At 60.1% G+C, this 13262-nt stretch carries 12 protein-coding genes; 8 read left to right on the top strand and 4 right to left on the bottom strand.

Features of this window, described 5'->3' with window-relative positions; all coding sequences use genetic code 11:
• The first annotated feature begins 28 nt into the window (after positions 1-28).
• From ACIQUH_RS02710 to ACIQUH_RS02680, 7 genes are all read left to right on the top strand, one after another.
• Positions 29-901: a transketolase gene (locus ACIQUH_RS02710; protein WP_400812367.1), complete on the top strand. Its 873-nt coding sequence runs from the start codon at positions 29-31 to the stop codon at positions 899-901.
• Positions 898-1929 carry a transketolase family protein gene (locus tag ACIQUH_RS02705; RefSeq protein WP_400812365.1) on the top strand — a complete coding sequence of 344 codons (1032 nt, stop codon included), beginning with the start codon at positions 898-900 and terminating at the stop codon, positions 1927-1929. Before ACIQUH_RS02710 ends, ACIQUH_RS02705 begins: the two co-directional genes overlap by 4 nt.
• Positions 1930-2051: 122 nt before the next feature.
• Positions 2052-3059: a TRAP transporter substrate-binding protein gene (locus ACIQUH_RS02700; RefSeq protein ID WP_400812363.1), complete on the top strand. Its 1008-nt coding sequence runs from the start codon at positions 2052-2054 to the stop codon at positions 3057-3059.
• A gap of 119 nt (positions 3060-3178) precedes the next feature.
• Positions 3179-3712, top strand: coding sequence for a TRAP transporter small permease (locus ACIQUH_RS02695; protein WP_400812361.1), 534 nt, complete (start codon positions 3179-3181; stop codon positions 3710-3712).
• Complete coding sequence (locus ACIQUH_RS02690) at positions 3709-4968, top strand: TRAP transporter large permease subunit (RefSeq protein WP_174056728.1); 1260 nt, start codon at positions 3709-3711, stop codon at positions 4966-4968. Before ACIQUH_RS02695 ends, ACIQUH_RS02690 begins: the two co-directional genes overlap by 4 nt.
• A 247-nt stretch (positions 4969-5215) precedes the next feature.
• Positions 5216-5938 (top strand): transcriptional repressor LexA, encoded by a 723-nt coding sequence (gene lexA, locus ACIQUH_RS02685; RefSeq protein ID WP_003521385.1) that lies wholly within the window; start codon positions 5216-5218, stop codon positions 5936-5938.
• A gap of 439 nt (positions 5939-6377) precedes the next feature.
• The gene (locus ACIQUH_RS02680) at positions 6378-7055 is read left to right on the top strand and encodes a glutathione S-transferase family protein (protein ID WP_400812359.1); all 678 of its coding nucleotides are present in this window, start codon (positions 6378-6380) and stop codon (positions 7053-7055) included.
• A gap of 20 nt (positions 7056-7075) precedes the next feature.
• Here the strand turns inward: ACIQUH_RS02680 and ACIQUH_RS02675 are convergent, their stop codons facing one another.
• Positions 7076-9505 carry a ComEC/Rec2 family competence protein gene (locus tag ACIQUH_RS02675; RefSeq protein ID WP_400812511.1) on the bottom strand — a complete coding sequence of 810 codons (2430 nt, stop codon included), beginning with the start codon at positions 9503-9505 and terminating at the stop codon, positions 7076-7078.
• 307 nt (positions 9506-9812) lie between these two features.
• On the opposite strand from ACIQUH_RS02675, the gene gltA reads away from it, so the two are divergent.
• A complete protein-coding gene (gene gltA, locus ACIQUH_RS02670; protein WP_003502585.1) occupies positions 9813-11102 on the top strand; it encodes a citrate synthase in 1290 nt (429 codons plus the stop codon).
• 76 nt (positions 11103-11178) lie between these two features.
• Here gltA and ACIQUH_RS02665 read toward each other — a convergent pair whose 3' ends face one another.
• Genes ACIQUH_RS02665 through ACIQUH_RS02655 form a run of 3 tightly spaced genes read right to left on the bottom strand, consistent with a single transcriptional unit; the run spans position 11179 to position 13218 of the window.
• Positions 11179-11913 carry an amino acid ABC transporter ATP-binding protein gene (locus ACIQUH_RS02665; protein ID WP_080790806.1) on the bottom strand — a complete coding sequence of 245 codons (735 nt, stop codon included), beginning with the start codon at positions 11911-11913 and terminating at the stop codon, positions 11179-11181.
• Positions 11891-12550: an amino acid ABC transporter permease gene (locus ACIQUH_RS02660; protein WP_003521390.1), complete on the bottom strand. Its 660-nt coding sequence runs from the start codon at positions 12548-12550 to the stop codon at positions 11891-11893. Before ACIQUH_RS02660 ends, ACIQUH_RS02665 begins: the two co-directional genes overlap by 23 nt.
• A complete protein-coding gene (locus ACIQUH_RS02655) occupies positions 12547-13218 on the bottom strand; it encodes an amino acid ABC transporter permease (RefSeq protein ID WP_400812355.1) in 672 nt (223 codons plus the stop codon). Before ACIQUH_RS02655 ends, ACIQUH_RS02660 begins: the two co-directional genes overlap by 4 nt.
• Between the last annotated feature and the right edge of the window lie 44 nt (positions 13219-13262).

Raw genomic sequence — 13262 nt, 5'->3', positions numbered from 1 at the left:
CGATTTTTCTGACCGGGAGGAGGAAACCATGGCTCAGGCGTATTCAGACACGGATACAGCGACGGGCGCGGCGCTGGCGAATGTATCGCTGGCGGAGCGTGCCTGGCGCATCCGGCGCAACGCCCTGTTGATGGGTGAGGTGCAGGGACAGGGTTATGTCGGCCAGGCGCTCGGCATTGCCGATGTTCTGGCAGTGGCGTGGTTTCACACCATGCGTTACCGGGCGGACGATCCGCACTGGGAAGGCCGTGACCGGTTTCTGCTCTCCATCGGCCATTATGCGATTGCACTTTACGCGGCACTCATCGAGGCGGGCGTCATCCCGGAAGACGAGCTGGAGACCTATGGCTGCGACGGCTCGCGCCTGCCCATGTCCGGCATGGCCTCCTATACGCCGGGCATGGAGATTACCGGCGGATCGCTCGGCCATGGGCTTGGCATTGCCGTCGGCATGGCTCTCGGCCTCAAACGCAAGAATTCCGACCGATTCATCATAAACCTGATGTCGGATGGCGAATTGGGGGAAGGCTCGACCTGGGAGGCAGCCATGGGCGCATCCCACCACAGGCTCGGCAATCTCATCAATCTCGTGGATTTCAACAATCAGCAGGCGGACGGCCCTTCCCGCGAGATGCTGTCCTCTGAACCCGTGGACGCCAAATTCGCGGCCTTCGGCTGGCACGTGCAGCGGGTGGACGGCAATGATATTGACAAGGTTCGTGAGGCCTTCGATATCGCCGTGTCACTTGCCGATGACAGGCCACGCGCCATTATTTTCGATACCCGGATGGGCCGTGGCGTACCCTTTCTCGAAAACCGCGAAATCACCCATTTCATTCGCGTGGAAGCGCATGAATGGAAAATGGCGCTCGACGCGCTTGAGGAAGGACGGCCGCAATGAGTGCAGCAGCCCCGCAGAAGCGCCTCACCACATCGGCGATGATCGCCTCCATTGCCGCCGAAGGCCAGCCGACACGCCCCGCTCCCTTCGGTCACGCTCTTGTTCAGCTGGCGAAGAAACGCAAGGATATTGTCGGCCTCACCGCCGATCTCGGCAAATATACCGACCTGCATATTTTCGCCAAAGCCTTTCCCGAGCGCTTTTATCAGATGGGCATGGCCGAGCAGCTCCTGATGAGCACTGCGGCCGGTCTGGCGCGCGAAGGCTTCGTGCCCTTCGCAACCACCTATGCGGTCTTCGCCGCCCGCCGGGCCTATGATTTCATCGCCATGGCGATTGCCGAGGAAAATCTGCCGGTGAAGATCGTCTGCGCCCTGCCCGGCCTGACGACGGGTTATGGCCCCAGCCATCAGGCAACCGACGATCTGGCGATCTTCCGCGCGTTGCCGAACATGACGATCATCGACCCGTGCGACGCGACAGACATAGAAGGCGCAGTGCCGGCGATTACGGATTATAACGGCCCCGTTTATATGCGCCTGTTGCGCGGTCAGGTGCCGGTTGTGCTCGAAGAATATGGCTATCGGTTCGAACTCGGCAAGGCGAAGCTCATCCGTGATGGTGCGCAGGTCCTGTTCATATCATCAGGCATATTGACGATGCGGGTTCTCGAAGCGGCTGCCCTGCTCGAGAAGGAGGGTGTCGGCTGCGCCGTACTGCATTCCCCCACCATCAAACCGCTCGATACCGCCTCGATCTTTGCGGAAGTGGACAGGGCGGATCGCCTGGTCATCGTGGCGGAAAACCACAGCGAAATCGGCGGGCTGGGAGAGGCCGTGGCAATGGCGCTGATGAAAAGCGGCCGGGCGCCGCGCCTTCGGCAGATCGCCTTGCCCGATGCCTTTCTGGATGCGGGCGCGCTGCCAACCCTGCATGACCGCTACGGCATCTCGACGGCGATGATCGTGGCGCGCGCCAGAGGCTGGCTGGAGAATGAAAGTTTTGAAGTACCGCGCGGTTCGGTCTAAAGGCTGAAGCTCAAACATAGTGCGGAATCAGCCGGGGGGGAGCCGGCGGTTTTTAGGGAGTGGAGCGCGTTATCCGCATGATCGGACAACGCTGAGGGTATTTAAATCCAGGGAGGAGAAAAATGAGTATTTCCATCAACAGGCGCATGTTTTTGACCGGTACGGGACTGGCGCTGGCGGCGCCGGCCGTTCTGATGACGTCCCGCAACGCCCGGGCTGCCACGACGCTGACGCTCGGTCATGGTGCGGCGCCGGGCAATCCACGCACGCTGGCGGCCGCGAAATTCGCGGAACTCGTCGCAGAGAAAACCGAAGGCCGCGTGGCGATCAACGTCGCCGGTTCCGAAACGCTTGGCAGCGACGCCGCCATGCTGACCAGCCTGCGCACCGGGGCGCTGGATTTCACCGCCAACAGCCAGGGTCCGGTTTCGAGCGTTGTTCCCGAACTCGCGGCGCTCGGCCTGCCCTTCCTGTTCAGCAATGCCGATCAGGCGATCAAGGTGCTTGAGGGCGATGTCGGCGCATCGCTCGATGCGCGCTTCCAGAAGGTCGGCATCGTGCCGCTCGACTGGTGGGACAACGGCATCCGCCATGTTTCCAACTCCAAACACGCCATCACCAAGCCGCAGGACGTCGCGGGCCTGAAAATCCGCACGCCCGCCGACCCGATGACGATGGATATTTTCAAGGCGCTGGATGCGGCGACGGTTCAGATCGCCTTTGGCGAACTTTACATCGCGCTTCAGCAGGGCGTGGTGGACGGGCAGGAAAATCCGCTTGTCAACATCGAAAGCTCCAAGCTTTACGAGGTCAACAAACATATCAGCCTCACTGCCCATAAATGGGAATCCACCCCGTTCCTGATGTCCAAATTCGCCGAGGGGCGGCTGGGCAAGGATTTTGAGGCGGTCAAGGCGGCTGCGAAGGAGGCCGGGGCGCTTCAGCGCAAACTCTCGGCTGAAAAGGCAAGCGCGTCTCTGGCCGCATTCAAGGCCAATGCCGCTATCGAGGTGGTGGAAGACATCGACCACGCCGCTTTCGCGAAGGCCACCGCGCAGGTGCTGGAGACATGGAAGCAGAAGCCCTTCGGCGATTTCGTCGCTGAGCTTGAAAAAGCTGCCAAGGGCTGACGATCAGATGCCGGGCCGGCTCGTGCCGCCCGACCTCGCCTTCATGTCCACCGACAGGATCGGCGGGAGCGTCGCTCACGCCGACATTCATACGGTTTCAGTTTTCAGGAGATGCGCCAATGCTCGAAGGAGCCTTGTCCGCCGCCAATCGCGTTGACAGTTTCATCGCCATCCTCTGCCGCGTCATCATCGTGGCGTCAGGCATTCTGCTCACGGTCATCATGACCGCAAACGTCATCGTCCGCTATCTATCGACATCCGGCGGTCTGGATTTTGCGGAAGAACTGCCGACCATGCTGTTTCCATGGTTCATCGTCGCCGGCATTACCCTTGCGGCGCAGAACGGCGCGCATATGGCAGTGGAGTGGATCTATGACAAGTTCGACGAACGCGGCAAGGTGGGCGTTCTGCTGTTTGCCAATCTCGTGACGGTCGCAAGCTTCGTCATTCTCGCGCAACAGGCGCTTGTCGTCGCCGAGATCGCCGGCGCAGAAATCAGCCCCGTCCTGCAACTGCCCAACAGCATCGGCTATTATTCCATCGCCTTCGGCGCGGCATTGGTCTCCGTCACGACCGCAACAGCGAGCCTGCGCATTCTCTCCGGCGGCTGGCATGCCCGCCCGCACGGCGCAACCGAGGAGATGCCGCTATGACCATCGTGATGATCATTGCATTTTGTATTCTCATGATGATTGCGGTTCCGGTCGGCTACGCCCTGATCATCTCTGCGGGTGTCGCCGTGCTGTGGAACGGTTACGTGCCGCTTTCGATCGTGGCGCAGCAGGTTTACGACCAGACGCAGTCTTTTCCGATGCTGGCGCTGCCGTTCTTCATGCTCGCCGGCACGCTGATGCTCGGCGGCAAACTCGGAACCCAGCTTCTGGAACTCGCCTCCAAGGCCATGCAGCGCTGGCGCGGCGGCCCGCTTTCCACGACGGTCATTTCTTCGGTCGTGTTCGGCGGCGTTTCCGGCTCGGCGGTCGCCAATGCGAGTGCGCTCGGTTCGGTGCTCATTCCATGGCAGAAACGCCAAGGCTACCCTGCCCCCCTCTGTGCGGCCAACAATGCCACCTCGGCGGTCATCGACGTGCTTATCCCACCGTCGATCCCGATGATCCTCTATTCGCTGGTCAGCGGTGTCAGCATCGCCAATCTGTTCATAGCCGGCATTCTGCCGGGCCTGCTCATGGCAGTGGGCTTCATCTTCGTCTGCTGGGCCATCGCTGTGCGGCGGGGCTATGCCGTGCGTGACGAAAGTATCCGCAAGCGCGATCTGGCGCTCCTTGCATTCCGCAGCCTGCCGGCAATCCTTCTGCCGATCCTGATCATCCTCGGCCTGCGCTTCGGCTTTGCAACGCCGACGGAAGTCGCCGTTCTTTCTGTCGTCTATTCGCTCGTGCTCAGCATCTTCTTTTATCGCGATCTGACGTGGAAACGTTTCTGCGACAATTTCGTCGAGGCGGGCTCGGCAACCGGCGTCGTCATGCTGGTCATCATGGGCAGTGCGGCGGTAGGCTGGGTCCTCACCTTCGATCAGGCTCCCCAGCATTTCGCCACCTGGGTGGCGGAGAATATCTCCAACCCGATCCTGATCATTCTCATGATGAACATCCTGATGCTGATCATCGGGATGCCGCTCGATCTGCCGCCGTCGATCCTGCTTCTCGGACCGATCTTCGTGCCGCTTGCGGATATGATCGGGCTCGACCGGGTGCAGCTCGGCATGATGATGGTCATCAATCTCGGTATCGGGCTCTATACGCCACCGATCGGCACCACGCTCTTCATCTCGTCCTCCATCGCCAGAGCGCCGCTCGGCGCGACGACGAGGGAATTGTGGCCGTTCTTCACCATGGCGATGCTGCTTCTCATCGCGGTCAGCTTCATTCCTGCGCTCACGATCTACTGACACTCAGCCCGCAGCAAAATGGCAACGGAAACCATCGGCCGATTCTCCCCGGCCGATGGTTTTGGCGTTCGAGACACCTCGCTTAAGTAATCAAATCCGCTTTGTTCACGGTTTCGACGATCAAATCACCATCTGCGATACACCCTTCACGAAATTTTAGGGGATTGCGGAACACATATGGAACATATAGTGTTCGTTCTGTATTTGTTTCGCGACTTCAACGACGATTCTCAAGGGTGTTTTCCTCATGCTCACGCGCAAACAGCAGGAATTGCTTCTCTTCATTCATGAAAGAATGAAAGAGTCCGGCGTGCCGCCCTCCTTCGATGAAATGAAGGACGCACTCGATCTTGCCTCCAAATCCGGCATCCACCGGCTCATCACCGCGCTCGAGGAGCGCGGCTTTATTCGCCGGCTACCTAACAGGGCACGAGCGCTGGAAGTGATCAAATTGCCGGAGGCCTACACGCCGGGTGCGAGGCCGCAGCGCGGCTTTTCGCCCAGCGTCATCGAAGGCAGCCTCGGCAAGCCGAAGACGCCGGAACCGGCCCCTGCCCCCAAGGCGCCAGCCAATGATCTCGGCGGCGCCGTCACCGTGCCGGTCATGGGCCGCATCGCCGCCGGCGTGCCGATTTCCGCCATCCAGAACAACACCCACGATGTGGCCGTGCCGGTCGACATGCTGGGTTCGGGCGAACATTATGCTCTTGAGGTCAAGGGCGACTCGATGATCGAGGCCGGCATTTTTGATGGCGATACCGTCATCATCCGCAACGGCAACACCGCCAATCCGGGCGATATCGTCGTCGCGCTGGTGGATGATGAAGAAGCGACCCTGAAGCGTTTCCGCCGCAAGGGAGCTTCCATCGCTCTGGAAGCGGCCAATCCCGCCTATGAGACCCGTATTTTCGGACCGGACCGGGTGAAAATCCAGGGCAAGCTGGTTGGGCTGATCCGCCGTTATCATTAATTGACGGCGCCTTTTTTTCGGTGGGAGCGTCATCGGGAAAGATGACGCTCCCTTTGAAGCATCGCGGTTTGCTTTCTGGAACAATGCGGCTTTGCCGAAGTAAAGAGAAATCGTCCAGCGGATCGGCGCGTCTTTTGTCATGAAGGATGGTTCCGGATTCATGCCAGATGTTTTCGTTGTGCTGCAGGAAAGGGCAAAGAGGCGGCTGGTTGAATTCAAGGAAATGAGCACCCTTCATCTCCTTGAGCGAGGATGCAGGTTGCAAATCGCGTCGCCATATGTCTCGCCGTCATCTCCAGGTGGTGACGTGGATGCGCCTCTTTTTCCCTGACCTCACCTTCCCATCCATCAATGCCGCTTATGGGAGCCATGGATTATTTGCAATATTCCAAGGCCCATCCGCCGTTATAGAAATGCGCGTCATATCGGGGAGCACGTCATGTACGATCTTTATATTGCCAACAAGAACTATTCCTCATGGTCGCTGCGGCCGTGGGTATTGATGCGCACGCTCGGCATCGCCTTCGATGAAAAACTCGTTCCCTTCGGCGAAGGCGTTTCCTTCTCCACCTTCTCTCCGACCGGCAAGGTACCCTGCCTTGTCGATGAGGGAGTGACGGTTTGGGAATCGCTGTCGATCGCCGAATATCTGGCGGAGCGACACCAGGGCGTCTGGGCGAGCGACAAGCAGGCAAGGGCCTGGTCTCGTTCGGCGGCGAGCGAAATGCATGCGGGCTTTTCTTCGCTGCGCAATCTATATCCCATGTCGGTCGGCATTCGCGTAAAACCGAAGGGTGGCGACACCGGGCTTGCGGCCGATATAAAGCGCATCGATGCGCTGTGGAGCGAAGGTCTCGCGAAATTCGGCGGGCCTTATCTTGCGGGCCAGAAATTCACGGCGGTCGATGCCTTCTTCTGCCCGGTGGCCTTTCGTTTCCAGAGCTATGGGGCGGAACTTTCGCCCGCGGCAAAAGCCTATTGCGACCGGCTGCTTGCCCTTCCCGCCATGCGCGAATGGTACGAGGCCGGACTGAAGGAGACATGGCGCGACGCGGCGCATGAAGAGGAAATCGCCGGGATCGGCGACGTGACCGCGGATTTGCGCATAAGGGCCTGACGATCCATGCTGGCGGCACTTTATTGCGGCGCCGCCAGCAACCGGGTCACGGCATCAGGCAGGTCGTGTTCAAAATGGCCGCTTTTCCAGTCGTAATAGCGATGTTCGCTCCAGGGCCTGTCCATTCCGGCGATTGCGGCGCCCAACCTGCCGACCACCCCTGCCTGATCGCTGTCTGCGAAGTCCAGCTCCAGCGAACCGATCCGTCGCAAAATATCGCGATTCAACAGGAGCGCGCCCGAGCGGCATTGGGAGAAGGAGGTTCTGCGGGAAACGATGACGATATCGGCGATATCGCAGGCCTTTCCGGCAAAGCGACCGTCTTCCAGAACGATGATCCATTCGCCGCTTCCCGCGCGCGCTGCGCACCATATACCTTTGCTGCAGGTGAAAACACCGGGTGCGGCGTCTCTCAGGGCCACCGTCATCCGCCGGGCGACAGCGCTCATCTCTTTCGGATCGAGCTTCGCCTTCGTGGTCAAAGCCACTTTGGCTGTCTTGGTCTCGCTCTTGAGAAAGACCGGCGGCACAGGCTGTTCCGGCAAAAGCAGCGCCCTTTGCCACTGACCATAAACGAAACCCTGCGGCTGTGTTTTCGTCGTATAGACTTTACCGTCCTCCAGTAACGCCACCAGCTCACCATCCTCATGAACGAGCAGATCAGGCGGATTGCGATAGGCCGCGGCCGCCGACAGGCCAAAGGCGAGGAACAGAAACGGCATGCCCAGAAGCGCAAGCCGGCTGCGCAGCAATGTCAGCAGCAGAAAACCAGCCGAGGCGAGACCCAGAAACCAGTCATGGGGACGTCCCGTTGCCGCACTTCCTCCCCAGGACGCCACCTCCTGCGCAACCTCGATGACGAGGGCCATGCCGTAACCCATGACCTTCAGGAATGGCGCGTCGAGCCCGAAGGGCATCAGCAACATGGCGACAAGGCCGAAGGGCATGACGATGAGCGACATCAGCGGCATGGCGGCCAGATTGGCGAAAAGTCCATAGGTGGTGACACGCTGAAAATGCTCGACTGAATAGACCGCCGTCGAGAGCCCGCCGATCAGCGACGTCGTCATGACGCCGCCGATGATGGCGCCCGCCGTTTGCGCCACCGTCATCCATGCCGGTTTGCGCCCGATGAACAGACGTTCCCGCTCGGCGCGCCAGCGGCTCCAGGCGGCGTAGGAGGCGACGAGCGCGATGGTCGCGGCAAAGGACATCTGGAAGCTCGGCCCCATGATTTCCGATGGCGAAAAAGCAAGAATGACCAGCGCGGAAAGCGCCACATTCCGGAGGCTGAGCGAGGGTTGATCGAACAGCACCGCGATCAGCATCGCCGATGTCATCAACCAGGCGCGTTCGGCGGAGACGGCGAAACCGGAAATGAGATAATAGGCAAGTGTCATCAGGAGTGCGGCGAAAGCCGAAATCTTCTTGACGGGCCAGCGCTGCGCAAATGCCGGAAAAAGACTGAAGGCAAGCCTCAGCCCGACAAAGAATATGCCGGACGCCAGCGCCATGTTGAGGCCGGATATGGCGACGATATGGGCAAGGCCGGACAGTCGCAACGCTTCCATCGTCTCGGGGGATATGGCCTGTCTCTCATCGGTGACGATGGAGGCAGCAAAGGCTCCGGCATCGCCGCCGATGGTGCTGCGGATGCGTTCGGCAATTGCGGTGCGAAGGCCATAGAGTTGCATGTCGGCCCATTCCAGCCAGTCGGTCTTCGCGTCGATGCCGGGTGGAGTGACCGCCTGTGGCGGCTTGTAGAAGAATCCGGTCGCGCCTATGCCCCTGAAGTAGGAGGCGAAGGCGAAATCGTTGAGCCCCGGCAAGGCCGGGCCGGACGGCGGTGAAAGCCGCGCCTTGCCACGAATGGTCGCACCAAGTGCGACAGGCTCGCCTGCCCCGCGTGAGAGAAGCGAGACCTTCCCCGGCGGGCGTGACAGTGCCGGCGCCTCCGTTGCGGCTAGCTGCACCACATACCGCCAGTTGCCACGGGCATCCACCTCCCTGCGCATCACCCTGCCGGTGATGGTGGTGGTGACGGGCGTATCCAGCACCACGGTCCCTGCCCGCCGCGTTTCGACTTCGGCGAAAAGCATGCCCAGCAAGAACAGCGCGACAAGGGTGCAGGCCGTCGCCGCGAAGCCCGAGCGATATTTCGCGAAAAATGCCAGGCCAGCGGCGATGAGACATGTGACCGCCAGAACGGGAAATGAAGGCGAAGTGTCGAGGGAAAACCAGAGGATCGCACCGCTGCCGATGAAAACCGGTACGAAAAGAAAATCATGGCCGAATGCGCGCTCCTCCGCCAAGCATGCGGCGATTTTTTGAGAGGCGGCAACGCGCGGGTTCGGCTTGCTCACAGGGGCGAGCGCACCATAGGGCGCTATATCGCCCGTTCTGCGTAGCGGGAACAGGATATCCGCCGTGCCGGGCAAGCCGCCCCGCATCGTTTCCGCATATCCGAAATGCTGTTTTTCCCCTTGACCGAGCAATCCGCGCCGCGCCCCTGCCGCACCGGAAACAGGTTTGCAGGCGGACGCGAGGGATTGCAATGCTTTCCTTTAACCCGGCGTTGACCGAGATTGAATTGCCATGATCAAGAAAGCAAAAAGCAACGTCATTGCGTTTGCCGCAATGCACAATTTGACCTTTGGATAGCTTGGCATCGGCGCCAGGATCATATAGCTAATCGGTAGACGCTTAACCGCGGGGCGTGTCTCAGCGCCCCCACCCGCATGTTCTCGGAGGATCAGTATGACGGAAAAAAGCGCTACAGTGACACTTGGCGAAAAGCAGGTGGAACTCCCGGTCAGGGAAGGCACGATTGGACCAAGCGTCGTCGATATCGCCACGCTGTATAAACACACGGGCTCCTTCACCTACGACCCGGGTTTCACGTCGACGGCCTCCTGCGAATCCAAGATCACCTATATCGACGGTGACGAGGGCGTTCTCCTGCATCGTGGTTTCCCCATCGAGCAGCTTGCCGAACAGGGCGACTTCCTGGAAACCTGCTATCTGCTGCTCTACGGCGAACTGCCGACCGCTGCGCAGAAGAAGGATTTCGACACCCGCGTCACGCGCCACACCATGGTGCATGAGCAGATGAGCCGCTTCTTCACCGGTTATCGTCGCGATGCGCATCCGATGGCCGTCATGTGCGGCACGGTCGGCGCTCTCTCGGCCTTCTACCACGACTCGACCGACATCACCGATCCGCACCAGCGCATGGTCGCCTCGCTGCGCATGATCGCGAAGATGCCGACGATCGCCGCCATGGCTTACAAGTACCATATCGGCCAGCCCTTCGTTTATCCGAAGAACGATCTGGATTACGCCTCCAACTTCCTGCACATGTGCTTTGCCGTGCCGTGCGAGGACTACAAGGTGGACCCGGTTCTGGCCCGCGCCATGGACCGCATCTTCATCCTGCATGCCGATCACGAGCAGAACGCCTCCACCTCCACGGTGCGTCTTGCCGGCTCATCGGGTGCAAATCCGTTCGCCTGTATCGCGGCTGGCATCGCCTGCCTCTGGGGCCCGGCTCACGGCGGCGCCAATGAAGCGGCGCTCAACATGCTCAACGAAATCGGCACGGTTGACCGTATTCCCGAGTATATCGCGCGCGCCAAGGACAAGAACGATCCGTTCCGCCTGATGGGCTTTGGCCACCGCGTCTACAAGAACTACGACCCGCGCGCCAAGATCATGCAGAAGACGATGTACGAAGTGCTGGAAGCGACCGGCAATTCCGACGATCCGATCATGCAGGTCGCGCTGGAACTGGAAAAGATCGCCCTTTCCGACCCCTATTTCGTCGAAAAGAAGCTCTACCCGAATGTCGACTTCTATTCGGGCATCACGCTGAAGGCGCTCGGCTTCCCCACGACCATGTTCACCGTTCTTTTCGCTCTTGCCCGCACCGTCGGCTGGATCGCGCAGTGGAACGAAATGATCGAAGATCCGCAGCAGCGCATCGGCCGTCCCCGCCAGCTCTATACGGGCGCCGGCAAGCGCGACTACGTTCCGGTTTCGAAGCGTTAAGCCGCGAAACCCTCTAAGATCAAAGGCCGGCAGGTTTTCACCCGCCGGCCTTTTTTGTTGGGCATCCGAATGGTTCTCAGTGGCGTGCAGCAACGCCCAGGAACTGCTTGAGCTCGGGCGTTGAGGGATTGGAAAACACCTCTTCCGGCGGGCCTATTTCATGCACCCTGCCCTCGTGCATGAAAACGACGCGGGAGCAGACGTCACGCGCAAATTTCATTTCATGCGTCACCATCAGCAGCGTCATGCCTTCGCCAGCCAGTTCACGCACCACCGCCAGCACCTCCGAGACCAGTTCTGGATCGAGCGCCGAGGTGATCTCGTCGCAGAGGAGCGCGATCGGCTGCATGGCGAGTGCACGGGCAATGGCGACGCGCTGCTGCTGGCCACCGGACAATTCATCGGGATAGGCATCGAACTTATGCGCCAGCCCGACCCGTTCCAGCATCTTGCGGGCAACGGCTTCCGCTTCCGGCTTCGGTGTCTTTTTCACCACCGTCTGAGACAGCATGACGTTACCGCCGACGGTCTGGTGCGGAAAGAGGTTGAACTGCTGGAAGATCATGCCGACCTTCAGCCGCAGGGCTTTCAGATGTAGATCATCGTCGAGAAGCTGTGCGCCGGCCACCGATATGGAACCGGCCGAGATCGTCTCCAGCCCATTGATGCAGCGAAGCAGGGTCGACTTGCCCGACCCGCTCTTGCCGATGATGGCGATGACCTCGCCGGGCTCCACATCAAGGTTGATGCCTTTCAGAACCTCGTTGCTGCCATAACTTTTGCGGACTTCAGTGATTTCGATGAGCGACATTGAGCTTCCTTTCGAGGATCTGGCTGCTCTTCGACAGAGGCCAGCACAGCGCGAAATAGATGAGGGCGACGAGGCCATAAACTGTGAAGGGCTGGAAGGTGGCGTTGGTGACGACCGTACCCGCCTTGGACAGCTCCACGAAGCCGATGATCGAGGTTACCGCCGTTCCCTTGATGACCTGAACGAAGAAACCGACGGTCGGCGGAATGGCCACCCGCATGGCCTGCGGCAGAATCACATAGCGCATCTGTTGCAGACGTCCCATGGCAAGGCTTGCCGATGCCTCCCACTGGCCTTTCGCGACGGATTCGACGCAGCCGCGCCAGATTTCGGTGAGGAAGGCAGCCGCCCACAGGATCAGCGTCAGGCCCGCCGCCAGCCAGGCCGGCACATCGATGCCGAACAGGCCAAGGCCGAAAAAGGCGATGAAGAGCTGCATCAAAAGCGGCGTGCCCTGAAAAAGCTCGACATAATAGCGTGCGAAAGCCCGCATCGATTTTTTGCGGGAAATGCGCATGAACAGCAGAAGCAGCGCCACAAGGCCACCGCCGGCAAAGGAGACGAGCGACAGCAGCACGGTCCAGCGCGTGGCGAGCAGCAGGTTTCTGAGAATATCCCAGGTGGAGAATTCGATCATCGGACACTCCTGCGCGGAAAAATGAGGTTGCCGCCCATGACCAGCACCTGCCTCAACAGAATGGCCAGCACGAGATAGATGACGGTGGAGACCATGTAGGCTTCGAAGGCGCGGAAGGTGCGCGACTGGATGAAATTGGCCGCGAAGGTCAGGTCCTCGGCGGCAATCTGCGACACGACCGACGAGCCGAGCATGACGATCACCACCTGCGAAGACAGCGCCGGCCAGATGCGTTGCAGGGAGGGCACCAGCACCACATGCCGGAAGGTTTCGAAACGGGTCATGGCAAGGCTTGCCCCAGCCTCGAACTGCCCCTTGGGCGTCGCCTGAATGCCGGCACGGATGATTTCGCAGCTATAGGCTCCGAGATTGACCACCATGGCGATGTTGGCCGCGCTCAGTTCCGACAATTGCAGGCCAAGCGATGGCAGGCCGAAAAAGATAAAAAACAATTGTATGAGAAATGGCGTATTGCGAATGAGTTCCACATAGGTCGCAACCGGCGGCCGCAGCCATTTGGGCCCGAGCGCGCGCACCCAGGCGCAGAATATGCCGAGCGCGATGCCAAGAACGCCGCCGATGGCGATCAATTCCAGAGTGATGACGATGCCCTTGGCGATCTGCGGGTAATAATCGAGAAGCCATCCAAAATCGAATGTGTATTTCACCCGATATTTCCTTTCGGGGAGGACAAATCATGCGCCGGGCCAGT

Source organism: Agrobacterium sp. NPDC090283, from assembly GCF_044769685.1.
Classification (GTDB): Bacteria; Pseudomonadota; Alphaproteobacteria; order Rhizobiales; family Rhizobiaceae; genus Agrobacterium.
The sequence above is the reverse complement of the archived record's forward strand: the minus strand, read 5'-3'. Positions and strand labels throughout refer to the sequence as shown.

What these genes read in the sequence shown, in the direction of transcription:
- ACIQUH_RS02700 (WP_400812363.1), top strand. Translation starts at nt 2,052, where the DNA reads ATGAGTATTTCCATCAACAGGCGCATGTTTTTGACCGGTACGGGACTG.
- ACIQUH_RS02690 (WP_174056728.1), top strand. Translation starts at nt 3,709, where the DNA reads ATGACCATCGTGATGATCATTGCATTTTGTATTCTCATGATGATTGCG.
- ACIQUH_RS02695 (WP_400812361.1), top strand. Translation starts at nt 3,179, where the DNA reads ATGCTCGAAGGAGCCTTGTCCGCCGCCAATCGCGTTGACAGTTTCATC.
- ACIQUH_RS02660 (WP_003521390.1), bottom strand. Translation starts at nt 12,550, where the DNA reads ATGATCGAATTCTCCACCTGGGATATTCTCAGAAACCTGCTGCTCGCC.
- ACIQUH_RS02680 (WP_400812359.1), top strand. Translation starts at nt 6,378, where the DNA reads ATGTACGATCTTTATATTGCCAACAAGAACTATTCCTCATGGTCGCTG.
- ACIQUH_RS02710 (WP_400812367.1), top strand. Translation starts at nt 29, where the DNA reads ATGGCTCAGGCGTATTCAGACACGGATACAGCGACGGGCGCGGCGCTG.
- gltA (WP_003502585.1), top strand. Translation starts at nt 9,813, where the DNA reads ATGACGGAAAAAAGCGCTACAGTGACACTTGGCGAAAAGCAGGTGGAA.
- ACIQUH_RS02705 (WP_400812365.1), top strand. Translation starts at nt 898, where the DNA reads ATGAGTGCAGCAGCCCCGCAGAAGCGCCTCACCACATCGGCGATGATC.
- lexA (WP_003521385.1), top strand. Translation starts at nt 5,216, where the DNA reads ATGCTCACGCGCAAACAGCAGGAATTGCTTCTCTTCATTCATGAAAGA.
- ACIQUH_RS02675 (WP_400812511.1), bottom strand. Translation starts at nt 9,505, where the DNA reads ATGCGGGGCGGCTTGCCCGGCACGGCGGATATCCTGTTCCCGCTACGC.
- ACIQUH_RS02665 (WP_080790806.1), bottom strand. Translation starts at nt 11,913, where the DNA reads ATGTCGCTCATCGAAATCACTGAAGTCCGCAAAAGTTATGGCAGCAAC.